This window comes from Streptomyces sp. NPDC057287, assembly GCF_042667905.1.
Classification (GTDB): domain Bacteria; phylum Actinomycetota; class Actinomycetes; order Streptomycetales; family Streptomycetaceae; genus Streptomyces.
Genome location: NZ_JBHUYV010000013.1, coordinates 1 through 15821, shown reverse-complemented (window position 1 = coordinate 15821; position 15821 = coordinate 1). Strand labels below are relative to the sequence as shown.

The 15821-nt window shown below is 70.6% G+C and carries 12 protein-coding genes and 1 riboswitch; of the genes, 8 read left to right on the top strand and 4 right to left on the bottom strand.

Features of this window, described 5'->3' with window-relative positions:
• Window positions 1–113 precede the first annotated feature (113 nt).
• The 6 genes from ACFUNE_RS24280 to ACFUNE_RS24255 all read left to right on the top strand — a co-directional run bounded on the left by ACFUNE_RS24280 (window position 114) and on the right by ACFUNE_RS24255 (window position 6849).
• Window positions 114–956: a fumarylacetoacetate hydrolase family protein gene (locus tag ACFUNE_RS24280; RefSeq protein ID WP_383571783.1), complete on the top strand. Its 843-nt coding sequence runs from the start codon at window positions 114–116 to the stop codon at window positions 954–956.
• A 33-nt stretch (window positions 957–989) separates the two neighbouring features.
• The gene (locus ACFUNE_RS24275) at window positions 990–1916 is read left to right on the top strand and encodes a VOC family protein (RefSeq protein ID WP_383571780.1); all 927 of its coding nucleotides are present in this window, start codon (window positions 990–992) and stop codon (window positions 1914–1916) included.
• Between the two features lie 4 nt (window positions 1917–1920).
• Window positions 1921–3555 (top strand): bifunctional 3-(3-hydroxy-phenyl)propionate/3-hydroxycinnamic acid hydroxylase, encoded by a 1635-nt coding sequence (locus ACFUNE_RS24270; RefSeq protein ID WP_383571777.1) that lies wholly within the window; start codon window positions 1921–1923, stop codon window positions 3553–3555.
• Window positions 3556–3800: 245 nt separating this feature from the next.
• A complete protein-coding gene (locus ACFUNE_RS24265) occupies window positions 3801–4583 on the top strand; it encodes a CoA transferase subunit A (protein WP_383571774.1) in 783 nt (260 codons plus the stop codon).
• A complete protein-coding gene (locus tag ACFUNE_RS24260) occupies window positions 4583–5233 on the top strand; it encodes a CoA transferase subunit B (RefSeq protein ID WP_383571771.1) in 651 nt (216 codons plus the stop codon). The genes ACFUNE_RS24265 and ACFUNE_RS24260 overlap by 1 nt, the downstream gene beginning before the upstream one ends.
• Window positions 5234–5553: 320 nt before the next feature.
• Window positions 5554–6849 (top strand): MFS transporter, encoded by a 1296-nt coding sequence (locus ACFUNE_RS24255; protein ID WP_383571768.1) that lies wholly within the window; start codon window positions 5554–5556, stop codon window positions 6847–6849.
• A gap of 234 nt (window positions 6850–7083) precedes the next feature.
• On the opposite strand, the gene ACFUNE_RS24250 is transcribed toward ACFUNE_RS24255, so the two are convergent.
• Together ACFUNE_RS24250 and ACFUNE_RS24245 are read right to left on the bottom strand one after the other, a co-directional pair.
• A complete protein-coding gene (locus tag ACFUNE_RS24250; protein ID WP_383571765.1) occupies window positions 7084–7899 on the bottom strand; it encodes an IclR family transcriptional regulator in 816 nt (271 codons plus the stop codon).
• An 8-nt stretch (window positions 7900–7907) separates the two neighbouring features.
• Window positions 7908–9482: a bifunctional 3-(3-hydroxy-phenyl)propionate/3-hydroxycinnamic acid hydroxylase gene (locus ACFUNE_RS24245; protein WP_383571762.1), complete on the bottom strand. Its 1575-nt coding sequence runs from the start codon at window positions 9480–9482 to the stop codon at window positions 7908–7910.
• 107 nt (window positions 9483–9589) lie between these two features.
• On the opposite strand from ACFUNE_RS24245, the gene ACFUNE_RS24240 reads away from it, so the two are divergent.
• A complete protein-coding gene (locus ACFUNE_RS24240) occupies window positions 9590–10549 on the top strand; it encodes an amidohydrolase family protein (RefSeq protein ID WP_383571759.1) in 960 nt (319 codons plus the stop codon).
• A 66-nt stretch (window positions 10550–10615) separates the two neighbouring features.
• Window positions 10616–12070, top strand: a complete 1455-nt coding sequence (locus ACFUNE_RS24235) for an aldehyde dehydrogenase family protein (protein ID WP_383571756.1) — start codon at window positions 10616–10618, stop codon at window positions 12068–12070.
• 165 nt (window positions 12071–12235) lie between these two features.
• Here the strand turns inward: ACFUNE_RS24235 and metE are convergent, their stop codons facing one another.
• Window positions 12236–14554, bottom strand: a complete 2319-nt coding sequence (gene metE, locus ACFUNE_RS24230; RefSeq protein WP_383571753.1) for a 5-methyltetrahydropteroyltriglutamate--homocysteine S-methyltransferase — start codon at window positions 14552–14554, stop codon at window positions 12236–12238.
• 161 nt (window positions 14555–14715) lie between these two features.
• Window positions 14716–14933, bottom strand: a riboswitch (cobalamin riboswitch).
• A gap of 525 nt (window positions 14934–15458) precedes the next feature.
• Window positions 15459–15821 (bottom strand): cobalamin-dependent protein (locus ACFUNE_RS24225; RefSeq protein WP_383571750.1); only part of this gene is annotated, 363 nt, incomplete at its 5' end.

Here is a 15821-nt window from a genome sequence, read left to right as displayed (position 1 = left end):
CGGTGGGGGAGCAACCCCCCGTGGTCGCCGGCGGGCCCCATATAACACGTGACGGATGGTGACCCTCCGCCGACGCGGAGCCGCCGCTCGATCCCCAGTCCTGGAGACACCTCATGCGTATCGCCAATCTCTCCGGCCGTCTGGCCCTCATTGTCGACGGTCGTGCCGTGGACGTCGAACAGGCCAGTGACGGCCTCTTCCCCGCCGACCCGCAGGACGTCTACGAGCGGTGGGAGGAGTTCTGCGGCTGGGCCGCCGGCGCGGATCTGCCCGCGGGTGCGGCCTTCGACCCGGCCGGGCTCGGCTCCCCGGCCCCGGCCCCGCGGCAGACCCTGGCGATAGGGCTCAACTACCGGGACCACGCCGCCGAGTCGGGGTTCGCGGTGCCCCAGGGGCTGCCGCCGGTCTTCACCAAGTTCGTCACCAGCATCAGTGGCCCGGTCACCGAGGTGAAGCTGCCTGTGGAGGGCCACACGGACTGGGAGGTCGAACTCGTGGCCGTCATCGGCCGTCGCGCCGAAGGAGTCTCCGAGGCCGAGGCCTGGAGCCACGTCGCCGGTCTGGCAGTGGGGCAGGACATCTCCGAGCGTGTGGTGCAGCTGGCCGGTCCCGCGCCTCAGTTCAGCCTGGGCAAGTCGTTCCCCGGGTTCGCCCCCATCGGGCCGTGGCTGGTGACCCCGGACGAGTTCGCCGATCCCGACGACCTGGAACTGCGCTGCGCGATCAACGGCGAGGAGGTCCAGAAGGGCCGCACGCGCGACCTGATCCACTCCGTGCCCGCGCTGATCGCCGGCCTGTCCGCGGTACTGCCCCTGCTGCCCGGGGACGTGATCTTCACGGGCACCCCGGCCGGTGTCGGGGTCGGGCGCGACCCGCAGCGTTTCCTGGCCCCCGGTGACGTGCTCGAGAGCGCGATCGAGGGAATCGGCGCCCTGCGTCAGACCTTCGTCGGCTGATCCCCGCAGCCCCGACGGACAAAGGAGTCTGCGATGGCACTGCACCGCCTGACCTCCATCACCATGGGGGTCCCCGATGTCGCCGAGACGGCGGCCTACTACACCGACTTCGGTCTCACACCGGACGGCGACGGCTGGTTCACCACCCAGGACGCCGGACGCCAGCTCCGCATCGTCCACACGCCGACCCGCCGCCTGGTCGAGGTGCGAATCGGCGTCGACACCCCCGACGACCTGGCAGCGGCCGCATCCCGCCTGGAGCGGCTCGGGACCGCGAGCACCGTCGGCACCGGGACGCTGACCACGTACGACAGGGCCACCGCCGTGCGCGCCGTCCTGGAGGTCGCTCCCCGTCTGACCCAGAACCGGGTCGAGGCCACCGTCCACAACGGCCCCGGCCGCGCCGACCGTACCGGTCGCCGGGCACCCGGCATCCTGCGCACGGAGCGCGTGCGCCCCCGCAAGCTGGGCCACGCCGTCGTCGGCACCACCGACTTCGACGCCACGACCGCGTTCTTCCGTGACGGGCTCGGCTTCAAGGCGTCCGACTACATCAAGGGCCACGGGGCGTTCCTCCGTTGCTCCACCGACCACCACAACATCCTGGTCCTGGCCGCGCCGGTGGCCTTCCTCCACCACTCCTCCTGGCAGGTCGACGACATCGACGAGGTCGGCCGCGGCGCCACCGCGATGCTGGAGGACCACCCCGAGCGCCACGTCTGGGGCCTGGGACGTCACCACGCGGGTTCGAACTTCTTCTGGTACCTGAAGGATCCGGCCGGCAACTTCAGCGAGTACTACTCCGACATGGACTGCATCGTGGACGACCAGCTGTGGACCCCTGAGGTCCTGGAAGGCGCCAAGGGCCTGTTCAACTGGGGCCCGCCGCCCCCGCCGTCCTTCCTCGCCCCCGAGGATCTCGGCGCCCTGATGACCGGCACCCACAGCGGGACGAGGTAGCACCGTGAGCAGAAGTTCTTCGAAGGTGCACGACGTCGCGATCGTCGGCTTCGGGCCCGTCGGCCAGATGCTGGCCCTGCTGCTCGGCCGGGCCGGCCACGACGTCATCGCACTGGAGCGCTGGCCCGAACCGTACGACCTGCCCCGCGCCGTGCACTTCGACCACGAGATCGGCCGGATCTTCCAGTCCGCCGGTGTGGCGGACGAGGTACGCGCGGTCACCAGCCCGGTGCCCGACCACTACGAGTGGCGCAACGCGGCCGGTGAACCGCTGGTGCGCATCGACTGGTCCGGGAAAGGCCCCTCCGGCTGGCCCACCGCCAGCTTCTTCAGCCAGCCACAGCTGGAGGCCGCCCTCGCCGCCGCCGCCGAGAGCCAGGCCACGGTCACCGTACGCCGAGGCTGTGGAGTCACCGGTCTGCAACTCGGCGACGAGTCCGTCTCCTTGACCACCAGTGGCGCCGAAGGCGCCGGTCAGATCCGTGCGCGCTACGTCATCGGCGCGGACGGGGCGAACAGCTTCGTCCGCTCCGGCATGGCCACGTCGATCACCGATCTCGGCTTCTTCTACGACTGGCTGATCGTCGACACGCTGCCTCACGAGCAGGCCGAGTGGTCTCCGATGAACTGGCAGTTGTGCGATCCGGAGCGGCCCACCACGATCATCTCGGGCGGTCCGGGCCGGCGCCGCTGGGAGTTCCTGCGGCTGCCGCACGAGAGCATCGAGCAGCTCAACACCGCCGAGGCGGCCTGGAAACTGCTGGAGCCCTGGGGGCGTACGCCGGAGAACACCACCATCGAGCGGCACACCGTCTACACCTTCCAGGCCCGCTGGGTGGACCGCTGGCGCGAGGGCCGGCTGATGCTCGCCGGCGACGCCGCCCACCAGATGCCGCCGTTCGCCGGACAGGGCATGTGCTCCGGCATGCGCGACGCCGTCAACCTGGCCTGGAAACTGGACCTCGTACTCGACGGAAGGGCCGACCCCGACCTGCTGGACACCTACACCTCCGAGCGCAGCGAGCACATCCAGCACGCCATCGGGATGTCCATGGCCCTGGGCCAGGTCATCTGTGTCCTCGACCCCGACGAAGCCGCCGCCCGCGACGCCCGCATGATCGCCGCCGGCGCCGACCCCCGGCACGCGCTGCCGGCCACCCCGCCGCCGGTCCTGGGCGACGGCGTCCTCCAGCGGGCTCCCGACGGCAGCCGCGCTCCCGGCGTCGGCCACCTCACCCCGCAGTACGAAGTCACCCACCAGGGCCGCACCGCTCTCCTGGACGACATCACCGGCGGCGGGTTCACCGTCCTGACGGACGGAACGGGGCCGCTCGACGCTCTGGACGCCACCGACCGCGACTTCCTCGCGGGCATCGGGGCGACCCTCGTGCCGCTGTACACGGGCAGCGCGCCGCCCGAAGGCTGCCTCGACGCAGCTGACGGCTACCTGCCCCACATGCGCGACCACGGACACGTCGCCGCTGTGATCCGGCCCGACTTCTACCTGTTCGGCGCCGCGACCGACGCCCCCGGACTGCGAGAACTGGTCCGACAGCTCCGCGAGCAGTTGCGGCAGCCGACCGGGACCGCGGACAGGTCTCCGGCACCCGAGCAGTTCGGGGCAGCGGCCGCCCGGTAGGCCCCGCTCCCGCGAAGGCACGGCCCCGCCGGAGCCCTCCACGGGCGATGGCAGGAGCCCCTCGAACCGCGGCGCACGGGCCACCGCACGGCCCGGACGCCGTCGTGCGCCCGGCATCACGAGCCGGGAGCACCGCCCGGCGTCCGGACCTGCCGCCGCTGCCGCACGGTCCGGACGCCACCGGCGCACCGCGCGCCACGTCACGCGGGTGAAACGCCCCTTGCGAAGACCTCCGAAGGACGAGCATGGACAAGACATTCCCCTCCGCGGCCGAAGCCGTGGCCGACATCCATGACGGTGCTTCCCTGGCCGTGGGCGGCTTCGGCCTCTGCGGCATCCCGAGCACCCTCATCGCTGCCCTGTACGACCAGGGCGCGACCTCACTGCGGCTGGTGTCCAACAACTGCGGGACCGACGACCACGGGCTGGGCATCCTGCTCGGCGCCGGACGCGTCGCCCGCGTCACCGGGTCGTACGTCGGCGAGAACAAGGAGTTCGCCCGCCAATACCTCAGCGGTGAACTCGAAGTCGAGCTCGTTCCTCAGGGAACCCTCGCCGAACGACTCCGCGCCGGAGGCTGCGGCATCCCCGCCTTCTACACACCCGCAGGTGTGGGCACCCCGCTCGCCGAGGGCGGAATTCCCTGGCGTCACCACGCCGACGGCTCAGTCGCCGTCGCCTCGCCCGCCAAGGAGACCCGCACCTTCGAAGGCCACGCCTACGTCCTGGAGGAGGCCATCACCTGCGAATTCGCCCTGATACGAGCCGCACGCGGGGACCGGCACGGCAACCTCGTCTTCGACAAGTCCGCCCGCAACTTCAATCCCCTGGCCGCCATGGCCGGCCGTACGGCCGTCGCCGAGGTCGAGGAACTCGTCGAACCGGGGGCACTGAGCCCGGACGAGATCCACCTGCCAGGTGTATTCGTCCAGCGCGTCGTCGTCCTCACTCCGCAGCAGACGGCCGACAAGCAGATCGAACGGCGCACGACTTCCGCGCCCACGGCACGAGGAACGGTGACCGGCTGATGGCCTGGAACAGGAACGAGATGGCCGCCCGGGCCGCAGCGGAACTCCGCGACGGCGACTACGTCAACCTCGGTATCGGACTTCCCACCCTCGTGCCCGGCTTCGTACCTGAAGGCGTGCACGTCGTGCTCCAGTCGGAGAACGGCATTCTCGGGACCGGCCCCTACCCGTCCGAGGACGCCGTCGACCCGGACCTGATCAATGCGGGCAAGGAGACCGTCACCGTTCTTCCAGGTGCGGCCTTCTTCGACTCCGCGCTGTCGTTCGGCATGATCCGGGGTGGCCACATCGACACCGCCATCCTCGGAGCCATGCAGGTCTCGGCCGATGGAGACCTCGCCAACTGGATGATCCCCGGCAGGATGGTGAAGGGTATGGGCGGGGCGATGGACCTCGTCCACGGGGCCCGTCGCGTCATCGTCCTCATGGAACACACCGCGAGGGACGGCAGTCCGAAGATCGTCCCGGAGTGCGTCCTCCCGCTGACCGGACGGGCCTGCGTCCACCGGATCATCACCGATCTAGGCGTCCTCGACATCACCGACGACGGACTCGTGCTGGCCGAGACGGCGCCCGGTGTCACCCCGGAGCAGGTCGCCGCCGCCACCGCGGCACCCCTGCATATGGCCGAGGACGTCCTCGCGTCGTGAACCGGACGTCCGCCGGCCCGGGACACACGGTTCGTGCCCGCCCGGGCCCTGACGTCGGGCAGACACACCCTCGGTCCACTGCCGAACGGGCCGCCCCGGTCCCGCGGTCGGCCACCTGAACGCTCGTCAGCCGCGTCCGGGCCGGCGCCCGCCGACAGCCCGCGACGGTGCACAGGGGCTCCGCCCCTGCCCGCACGGTCCGTATCGGCCGAGTCGGTACCGCGCCCACGGGCAGCCCTCCGGTCGGTCCGGGCGCGGGCGTACGCCCCGGCCGGATCGGCAGTCCCTTCATTCGTGCAGTCCTCATGAGGAGTACGGACATGAACTCCAGCCAAGGCGTATCCGGGACCGGGGCCCGCCCGGGCCCCGCGGTGGCCCTCGGGCTCGTCATCCTGTGCATCGAGGGGTACGACCTCTTCATCCTGGGTGTGGTCGGCCCCTCCCTTCTCGTCCACCCCGGGTGGGAGGTCACCAAGTCGACGCTGGGACTGCTGGGCGCGCTCACCGCGCTCGGCATGCCCCTGGGCTCCATCGCCGCGGGATGGATCGGCGACCTCCACGGTCGCCGCCTCCCCATGCTCGTCAGCCTGGTCTGGCTGTCCGTGAGCATGTTCCTGAGCGCCGTGGCCGGAGATCTCACGCTCTTCGCCGCGTCGAGGTTCCTCACCGGCATGGGCATCGGGGCCCTGATCCCCCTCGTCACCGCCTACGTCAGCGAAGCGGCCACGCCCGCTCGCCACTCCCTCCAGGTGGGCACGGCTACCGCCGGGCTCGGCCTCGGCGGCATCATCACCGCGGTCGTCGGGCGGACCCTGCTGCCGGGATGGGACTTCCAGACGCTGTTCCTCTTCGGGGCCGTCCCCCTGGTACTCGTTCCCGTGGTGTGGCGCCTGGTACCCGCGGTCGTACAGGACCACCCGGAACACGCACCACTCCCGGCGGAGTCGGACCCGCCCGTGTCGGCCAACCGGCTCGGCCGGCTGCTCTCCCCGCAGTACCGCCGGGCGACGCTGCTGTTCTGGGCAGCCACGTTCGCAGGGCTGGTCATCGTCTACGGTGCCGGCACCTGGCTGCCGACCCTGATGGTCGACTCGGGCTACGACCTCACTTCGTCGTTGGACTTCTCCATCGCCTTCAACGTCGGTGCCGTCGTAGGGATCCTCGGTGCCGGCCTGATAGCCGACCGCGGACTTCTGAAGGCCGCCACGTCGGTCAGCTTCCTTCTCGCGGCCGCCGCCATGATCACCCTCAGCACTCCGCAGCCCCGGCCCCTGCTGCTCCTCGCCTCCGCCGTCGCGGGCTTCGGCGCTCTCGGTACCCAGGCGCTCGTCAACATCTTCGTGGCCGTCTCCCACCCCGCGCGCCTGCGGGGCACCGCGCTCGGCTTCAGTCTCGGCGTGGGTCGTGTCGGTGCCATCGTCGGCCCCAGCTACCTGGGCGCGGTCACCGTCCTGATCAGCTCGCCCAAGGCCGGCTTCTACGCCTTCGTCGTTCCGGCCCTCATCGGAGCGTTTCTGACAGGGCTGCTGAAGCCGGAGCGACGGGGCCCCCGTGACAGGTCGGAGGGACCTGCCGTGTCCGCAGTGGCGGATCGCGCGAGCGGACAACACCGCTGACAGAGCCCGGCGTCCGTCAGGTGTGCCCGGTGCGCGGCGCGCAGTGAGGCCGTCCACGTGCCGGGAACCGGCCCGGACGCCAGGACGCCGTTGCGAAGGGACGTTCAGCGGGACGAGGTCATGATGACGCTCCTCGGGGTCTTCCTCTCCACGACGGCCGGCAACAAGCGGTCGACGCCGACCGCCCCGCGCGCCAGTAGGCGCGCGGGGCGGTTCCCCACCGTGGCCCCCGCGTCACTTCTGCGGTCGGGTCGTCACCGGGGCCGACGGCAGGTTCCGGTGCCCCGTCTCCGACGAGATGGCCGCGGCCGTGGCGCACACCTGCTCGGTCAGGCGGGCCAAGGCCTCCTCAGTGGCGTGGCGGGTGGGCAGGGCGAGGGCGATCACGAGCGGAAGGGCACCGACAGCGGGAAACACCGGTGCCGCCACGGAGGAGACGCCCGGCAGTACTCCACCGGACGTGACGACGTAGCCGTCGCGGCGCACCTCGGACTTGATCGTCTCGATCTCGACGCCGGTGAGCCCGGGCTGCTCGCCGGTCTCGGCCTGGCTCGCCAGCACCGGGTCGGTGATGGCGGCCGGCAGGTGGGCCAGGTAGACCCGGCCTACCGATGAACTGAGCAGAGGCATGGTCGCGCCCACCCGTACGGTGATCGGCAAGGCGTAGGAGCCGTAGTCCCAGCGGACGATGACGGGTCCGTGGTCGCCCCACACGGCGAGATTGACGGCATGGCCGGTGCGGTCCCGCAGCTCCGGGAGGTATTCGGACGCCAGCCCCACTTCGTCCATCCGCCTCAGGGACTCGGCGCCCAGGCGGCGCATGGACGGGCCCATGTCGTAGAGGCCGGAGCTTCTGGACTTGGAGACCAGGCCGACCCGGGCGAGGCTGACCAGGTAGCGGTGCGCCTTGCTCGGCGCCATCGCGCAGGCCGCCGAGATCTGGGTCAGGGTCATCGGCCCCAGGCCCTCTTCGAGCGCGAGCAGCACCGTCATGGCGTTCTCGACGGACTGGATGCCCTGACGTGCGTCGTCAACGTCCTCTGCGGCCATGATCCGTACTATAGGACAGCCCTCGCGGGCGGAGGTGTGGCAGCCGACCGTCCGAGGGCGCGGAGCAGGTCCTGGGCCAGGTCCTGCGGATCGAGGCCGCCGCCGGCAGCTCCGTACACGTAGAAGTCCGGGCGTACGGCGACCGCCGACCAGCCGTGCTCGGCGAACCAGCGGGCGTAGGTCCCGTCGACATCGGTGAGCGGCCCGTCCGCGGAGATCGCGGCGACCTTGACGCCGGCGCGCTCAAGCTCCCTCGCGGTGGGGCCGAGGCCGGCCACGACCTGCGGCGTCGCGAGGAAGGCGAACCCTTCCCCGACGATCTGATCGAACCTGCCACGGGCCGTGCCGTCGTCCAGGACCCCCTGCCAGGAGAGCGAGCCCCGGCCGGGAAGCGACCGGGCGGCCAGCAGGCCGCAGGTCAGCGCGGGGAACCGGATCGTCTCCTGCTTCCGGCCGGCCGAACGTTCCGCGATCAGTCTGCGGTCACGAGCCGCCGCCACAGCGGGGTCCCTGGTGGTCTGCAGGCGTCCCAGCTCGATTCCCATCTCGGTGACGGTGCGCACATGGGGCTCGCGTTCGGCCTGGTAGGTGTCCAGCAGGTCGGGCGACGCCGCACCGTTCAGCAACCGGTCGAGTTTGAACGCGAGATTCTGGGCGTCGCGGATGCCCGAGCACATGCCCTGCCCCAGGAACGGAGGCATCTGGTGCGCGGCGTCACCGGCCAGCAGGACGCGGCCCGTGCGCCAGTGGTGCGCCACGCGTGAGCGGAACGTGTAGGTGGCGACGCGGATCAGGTCCGCGTCCTGCGAAGTCAGATGTTGCGCGACCCGCGCCCACACCTTCTCGGGGGCGCTTTCCGTCTCGAAGTCGTCCTCGGAATCCAGCATGAAGCTGAAGCGGTGGTGGTCCGGGCCCAGGGAGATGATCGACGTGGGCCGCAGCGGATCGCCGACCTGGCGCGCGGCGGGAACGGACGTCGGGCGGCGCAGCCGGAAGTCACACACCATCCACGGCTCGGAGAAACCGTAGTCGTCCAGGCCGACGCCCAAGGCCTCACGCACGAAGCTGTTGCCCCCGTCGCAGGCGATCACGTAGTGCGCGGTCACGGTCGCGCCGCCCTCGACCGTGACCACAGCTCGGGAATCGCTCTGATCGATGCCGACCACCGACGTTCCCGTCCTGACCTCGATCCCCGGTGTGGCACGGCAGACCGCGTCGAGCGCGTCCTCCAGATCGGGCTGGTACATCATGTACCACTCCGCCCAGCCGCTGGAGCCCCGCTCCTGGTAGCGGTGCTCCCTGAGCACCTCGCCCGAGGACCCCGTCCACTCGTAGCTGCGCTGGACCTTGACCTTGGGCAGCAGCTCCTCGGCGATGCCCAGCCGGGCGAGGGTCCGCATGGTCTCGTCGTCGAAGCTCGCCGCCCGGGGAAGGTTGTAGAGCCCGTCGTAGCGCTCCAGCACCACCACGCGATGGCCCGCGCGGCCGAGCAGCGCGGCCGTGACCATTCCCACCGGCCCGTAGCCGACCACGACCACGTCCGTCGTCGTCGCCGTCGTGTCACTGAACCCGTTCACCGACATCGCCCTGACCTCCTCATGCCGTCGCTGTTGACATGCGGGACGCTAAGTTCCATCATCCGTAAAGTCAATGCACAATGGTGAAACGTAGAGCTGGTACAGGAGCTTCGATGCGTACGATCGGTCTCGAGGAACACTTCGTCACTCCCGCCCTCGCCTCCTACGGCGCAGGATCCGCTTCGATCGCCCAGCCGCACGCCTGGGCCGAAGCATCGAGGCTGCTGCTGGACCTCACCGAGGAGCGCCTGCCGGCGATGGACGCCGCGGGCCTCGACGTCCAGGTGCTGTCGCTGAACTCGCCGGGCATCCAGGCCGAGAAGGACCCGTCCGTCGCCGTGCGGCACGCGGTCGCCGTCAACGACCTGCTGGCCGCGACGATCGCCGAGAACCCCACGCGCTTCTCGGGCTTCGCCGCTCTCCCGTTGCAGGACCCCCAGGCCGCGGCCAAGGAGCTGGAGCGGGCGGTGACCCAGCTGGGTCTCAAGGGCGCGCTGGTCAACGCCCACACCCAGGGCCGCTATCTGGACGACCCGACCCTCCGCGTGGTGTGGGAGCAGGCCGCGGGACTCGACGTCCCGCTCTACCTGCACCCGGCCAACGGCGCGGACACCGCGCACGTCCTGTCAGGGCACCCCGAAATGGTCGGCCCGATGTGGAGCTGGGGCACGGACACCGCCTCGCACGTGCTGCGACTGATCTTCGGCGGGGTCTTCGACGACTTCCCCGACGCGAAGCTGTTGCTGGGTCACATGGGGGAGGGGCTTCCCTACGTCATGTGGCGGCTCGACTCGCGCTGGGCCTTCCACAACCATCACGGCGTCGAGCTCGCCCGCGGCAACCCCTCGGAGTACCTGCGGCACAACCTCTACATCACCACCAGCGGCGTCTGCGACGCACCACCCCTGCTGTGCGCCCTCCTCGCTCTGGGCGCGGACCGCATCCTCTTCGGCACGGACTACCCCTTCGAGGAGATGGCGACGGCCACGCAGTTCCTTCGGACCGCGCCGATCAGTGAGGCCGACCGTCGCAGGATCGCCGGCGGCAACGCCGAAGCGCTCCTGCGGCTCTGACCGCACCGCCCGACCCGCAGCCCCCCGGACCCGGAGCAGGCCGGGCCGCCAGAACGGAGCGCAACCATGGAACACCAGCACCAGCAGGCACGGCACTGGATCGGCGGCGAGTGGGCCGATCCCGGGATGCCCAACTCACCGAGTACGAATCCGGCTACCGGCGAGACCATCGGCACCTACACCGACGGTGGTCAGGGCGTCGCCGAAGCCGCGGTCCAGGCCGCCGTCCACGCCTTCGAGAACAGCGAATGGCGCGACGACGCCATGCACAGGGCCACGACCCTGCACCGTCTGGCAGATGCCTACGAAGCCCGGACCGACGACCTGATCGACACACTCTGTCTCGAGAACGGCAAGCTGCGCCGTGAAGCGGCCTACGAAGTGCACTTCATCCCCCGTGCCCTGCGCTTCGCCGCGGGCCTGGCGCTGCAGAGCTTCGGCCGGGTGACCGGGACCACGCCCGGCCAGCAGTCCATGTCGATCCGCCAGCCGGTCGGCGTGGCCGGGATCATCACGCCCTGGAACTCGCCCGCGTATCTCTCGGTGCGTTCGCTGGCACCGGCGCTGGCCGCCGGATGCGCCGCGGTCGTGAAGATGCCGGCCCAGGCCGCCCAGACCGCACGCGTGATGTCGGAGATCCTGGCCGGGGTCGGGGAACTGCCACGGGGCCTGGTCAACGTCTTCATCGAGTCCGGCAGCGAGGGCGCGAGCCATCTGGTGAGTTCCCCTCGGGTTCCCGTCATCAGCTACACGGGCAGCACGGCCGTCGGGCGAGTGATCCTGGCCAACGCCGCCGTCTCCCTCAAGCGTGTCGGTGCGGAACTCGGCGGCAAGACGCCGCACCTGGTGTTCGCGGACGCGGACCTGGAGGTGGCGCTCGAAACCGTGGTCCAGTCCTGCACGATCTTCGCCGGCCAGTTCTGCATGACCGGCAGCCGCGTGCTGGTGCAGGACGAGATCGCCGACCGCTTCCTGGCGGCGCTCGCCGAGCGCCTGGACAAGGTCCGGCCCGGCCCCGCGTCCGATCCGGAGAGCCAGATCGGGCCGATGATCGACAAGGCGGCTGTCTCACGGGTGGACGCCATCGTCGAGAAGGCCGTCGCTGCCGGTGCGAAGCCCCTGGTGCGGGGCGGCCCGAGCACCGAACCCGCGCTGTCCGGGGGCGCCTTCTACCGTCCGACGCTGCTGGAGGTCGGCGATTCCTCGCTGCCCATCGTCCAGGAGGAGGTTTTCGGCCCGGTGCAGGTCGCCCAGCGCTTCAGCACCGAGGACGAAGCCGTCGCTCTGGCCAACGCCACCGAGTACGGCCTGAGCGCTTGTGTGTGGAGCAGGGACGCCGACCGGCCGCTGCGCGTCGCGCGTCGCCTCGAAGCGGGCCTGATCTCGGTCAACAGCTGGGCCAACCTGGCGGTCGAGACGGAAGAGGGAGGCTGGAAGAGCAGCGGCCTGGGGCGGCTCGGCGGGGTGGCCAGCCTCGACGACTTCACCGAGTACAAGCAGATCACGCAGAACTACCGCTGACCCGGTGCTCCTCCCGCCCTGACCTCGCGGGGCCAGGACGGGAGGACCACGTCGTCGGCGACGTGCTTCACCTCGGAGGCATGGACGGTCCCGCGGTCGATGGAGTCCGGGCTGCCGGTCCGGGGCCGGGGCGTCCGCAGACGCCCCGGCCGTCGTACCTTCCGGTCAGGAACCGGGCAGTTCGCCGCGGACCGTGCGAGCCGCGGAGACGAGGTTCTCCAGGGACGCCCTGGTCTCGGGCCAGCCACGTGTCTTCAGGCCGCAGTCGGGGTTGACCCACAGCCGTTCGGCAGGAATGGCCTTCAGCCCCTTGCGCAGCAGGCGGGCGGCTTCGTCCGCGCCAGGCACCCGCGGCGAGTGGATGTCGTACACGCCGGGGCCCGCCTCGCGCGGATAGCCGTGTGCCGCCAGTTCACGGGCGACCTGCATGTGGGAGCGGGCGGCTTCCAGGCTGATGACGTCGGCGTCGAGGTCGTCGATGGCCTGGACGACGTCGCCGAACTCGGCGTAGCACATGTGGGTGTGGATCTGGGTGTCCGGCCGTACGCCACCCGTGGTGAGCCGGAACGACTCGGTGGCCCAGGCCAGGTACCCGGCGTGGTCCGCCGCACGCAGGGGCAGGGTCTCGCGCAGCGCCGGCTCGTCGACCTGGATGACCGACGTGCCGCCCGCTTCCAGATCGCCGACCTCGTCGCGCAGGGCGAGCGCGACCTGCCGGGCGGTGTCACCGAGCGGCTGATCATCGCGCACGAAGGACCAGGCCAGCATGGTGACCGGACCCGTCAGCATGCCCTTGACCGGACGGTCGGTGAGCGACTGTGCGTACGAGGTCCAGCGCACCGTCATCGGCTCGGGGCGGGAGATGTCCCCGGCCAGGACCGGCGGCCGGACGTAACGGGTGCCGTACGACTGGACCCAGCCGTGCTGGGTCGCGAGGTACCCGGCCAGCTGCTCCGCGAAGTACTGGACCATGTCGTTGCGTTCGGGCTCACCGTGCACCAGGACATCGATTCCGGTCTTCTCCTGGAAGGAGATCACCTCACCGATCTCGGCCTTGATCCGCTCCTCGTAGGCGGCTGTGCCGATCCGCCCTGCCCGCAGATCGGCGCGGGCCGTGCGCAGTTCGTCGGTCTGCGGGAACGAACCGATGGTCGTCGTCGGCAGCAGCGGCAGCTCGAGGCGGGCGCGCTGGGCGGCCGCTCGCTCCCCGTAGGGCTGGGAGCGCCGGCCGTCGGCGTCGGTGATGGCGGCGGCCCTGGCCCGTACGGCGGGGTCGTGGGTGATCGGGGAGTCGGCGCGCGAGGCGAGGTCGGCCCGGTTGGCGGAGATCTCGGCGGCGATGGTGTCGGTGCCCTGGGCGAGGCCCCTGGCGAGGGTGACGATCTCGGTGGTCTTCTGCCGGGCGAAGGCGAGCCAGCGGCGGACCTGAGGGTCGATGTCCCGCTCGGGGGCCGTGTCGAGGGGGACGTGGAGCAGGGAGCACGAGGCGGCGACATCGACCTGGCCGGCGAGGCCCAGGAGCGTGGCCAGGGTGGCCAGCGACTTCTCGTAGTCGTTGATCCAGATGTTGCGTCCGTCGACGACACCGGCGACGAGCCGCTTACCGGGGAGCCCGCCGGCGGCGGCGAGCTCTCCGAGGTTCGCCGCCGCGGCCCCGGTGAAGTCGAGGGCCAGTCCGTCGACCGGGGCCTTGGCGAGGACCGGCAGAGCATCTCCGAGCCGGTCGAAGTAGGAGGCGACGAGCAGCTTGGGACGGTCGGCCAGGCCGCCGAGGCCGTGATAGGCGCGGGCAGCCGCGTCGAGTTCGGCAGGGGTGCGATCCTGGACGAGGGCGGGTTCGTCGAGCTGCACCCACTCGGCGCCGGCGGCGCGGAGATCGGCGAGGACCTCCGCGTAGACCGGAAGGAGTCGGTCGAGCAGGGTGAGCGGTTCGAAGTCTGCCGGCGCCCCGGGAGCGGGCTTGGCGAGCAGAAGATAGGTGACCGGGCCGACGAGCACGGGCCGGGCGGTGTGTCCGAGCGCGAGGGCTTCCTTCAGCTCGGCGACCTGCTTGGTGGAGTCGGCGCCGAAGACGGTGTCCGGGCCGAGCTCGGGGACGAGATAGTGGTAGTTGGTGTCGAACCACTTGGTCATCTCCAGCGGCGCGACGTCCTGGGTGCCGCGTGCCATCGCGAAATAGCCGTCGAGTGCGTCAGCATGGACGGCCTCACGGTGCCGGGGCGGGACAGCGCCGACCATGACGCTGGTGTCCAGGACGTGGTCGTAGGAGGAAAAGTCTCCGGTGGGGAGCTCGTGGACGCCGGCGTCCGCCAGTTGCTGCCAGTTCGACCGGCGCAGCTCGGCTGCCGTCGTCCGGAGGGCGTCGGCGGTGATCCGGCCCTTCCAGTAGCCCTCGATGGCCTTCTTCAGTTCCCGGTTCGGGCCCTGGCGGGGGTAGCCGTACACGGTGGCCCGTGTTGCCGCGGCTGCGGGCTTCGCTGTCACGGAAATCTCCTTCGCGAGATGACTCCTTGAATCCCGGGACGGGACACGGACGCGAAGGGACGACGAACCGGACGGAACATGGACACGCTTGTCGGCGTGAGGGTCCGTCCGATCTGTACGCCGACCCGCCCACGAGGTCACCGGGATATCCGTACGCGAGGGGTCGCGTGCGGGCAACGGGCAGGTCTTCGGACTCGCGGGCTCGTCTGCCGGGGGCAGACTCCTACTGGCCGTCGCTTCCCGGATCCGTCCGGATCCAGTGCGTATGACGGCGGTCGTTCCCACTCACCGCTGCGGGGCAGTCCCGGATTCCCACCGGGTTCCCTCTTACGACGCGTCTGCCTGGCGGGCAGGGCGAACCAGCTGCACCAGCCACCATAAAGGGTGGAACGCTCCGTGTGCGCCGCTGTCTGCATTCCGGTACGTGGCAGGGGAGACCGGCTCCGCTGATGCCGCACCGGGCCGGTGCCAGGCGGGGTGCCGACCTGACCGCCCCGGCCGCGAGGCAGAGCACCTCGGACAGGGTGCGGCCGGGGCGGGGTGTGAGGGGCCTCGTGGTCGAGGCAGGCAGCGGAACCGTGGCGGATCCGCCGGCCCGATGGCTGTCCAGGAGCACCGGGCCGGCGGAAGTCGGCGGCTCGCGGCTCAGCGGGGAGCGGTGAGGGGCATGAGCACCATCCTGGCGATCAATTCCGAAATTGTCAACATTTTGGCCTCTTCCTTTCGCTTGAAGCCGAGTGAGCTATTGGCCTCAGGAGGAGGTGCAGGGGTCGTCGCTCACCCTGAAGTCCGGCTGCGCAATGCGCGACTGTCGGTGTGTGCGCCTATCCGGATTGCGTTGTGGTGGAGGCCGGGTGCGGTCGGACTGAAAGTAAAAGTGTTGACAGGTTGGTCAAAGTTTCCTTCAGTGCTCGTGCCCGACAGCGACGGCCAGCCGCTGAACCAGGTCGTGGGCGGCTTCAGGGATCACGGTTCCGGGCGGGAAGACGGCCGCAGCGCCCATGTCCAGCAGTACGTCAACGTCCTGGGGCGGGATCACCCCGCCGACGACGATCATGATGTCTTCCCGGCCTTCGGTGGCGAGTTCCTCGCGTAGTGCGGGTACGAGGGTGAGGTGGCCGGCGGCGAGGGATGAGACGCCGACGATGTGTACGTCGGCTTCGACGGCCTGTCGGGCGACCTCGGCCGGGGTCTGGAAGAGGGGGCCGACGTCGACGTCGAAGCCGAGGTCGGCGAAGGCGGTGGCGATGACTTTCTGGCCGCGGTC

Bases quoted from the DNA above. Each gene is read 5' to 3' on its own strand.
- ACFUNE_RS24260 (WP_383571771.1), top strand. From the start codon at position 4,583: ATGGCCTGGAACAGGAACGAGATGGCCGCCCGGGCCGCAGCGGAACTC.
- ACFUNE_RS24255 (WP_383571768.1), top strand. From the start codon at position 5,554: ATGAACTCCAGCCAAGGCGTATCCGGGACCGGGGCCCGCCCGGGCCCC.
- ACFUNE_RS24240 (WP_383571759.1), top strand. From the start codon at position 9,590: ATGCGTACGATCGGTCTCGAGGAACACTTCGTCACTCCCGCCCTCGCC.
- ACFUNE_RS24280 (WP_383571783.1), top strand. From the start codon at position 114: ATGCGTATCGCCAATCTCTCCGGCCGTCTGGCCCTCATTGTCGACGGT.
- ACFUNE_RS24235 (WP_383571756.1), top strand. From the start codon at position 10,616: ATGGAACACCAGCACCAGCAGGCACGGCACTGGATCGGCGGCGAGTGG.
- ACFUNE_RS24275 (WP_383571780.1), top strand. From the start codon at position 990: ATGGCACTGCACCGCCTGACCTCCATCACCATGGGGGTCCCCGATGTC.
- ACFUNE_RS24245 (WP_383571762.1), bottom strand. From the start codon at position 9,482: ATGTCGGTGAACGGGTTCAGTGACACGACGGCGACGACGACGGACGTG.
- ACFUNE_RS24250 (WP_383571765.1), bottom strand. From the start codon at position 7,899: ATGGCCGCAGAGGACGTTGACGACGCACGTCAGGGCATCCAGTCCGTC.
- ACFUNE_RS24265 (WP_383571774.1), top strand. From the start codon at position 3,801: ATGGACAAGACATTCCCCTCCGCGGCCGAAGCCGTGGCCGACATCCAT.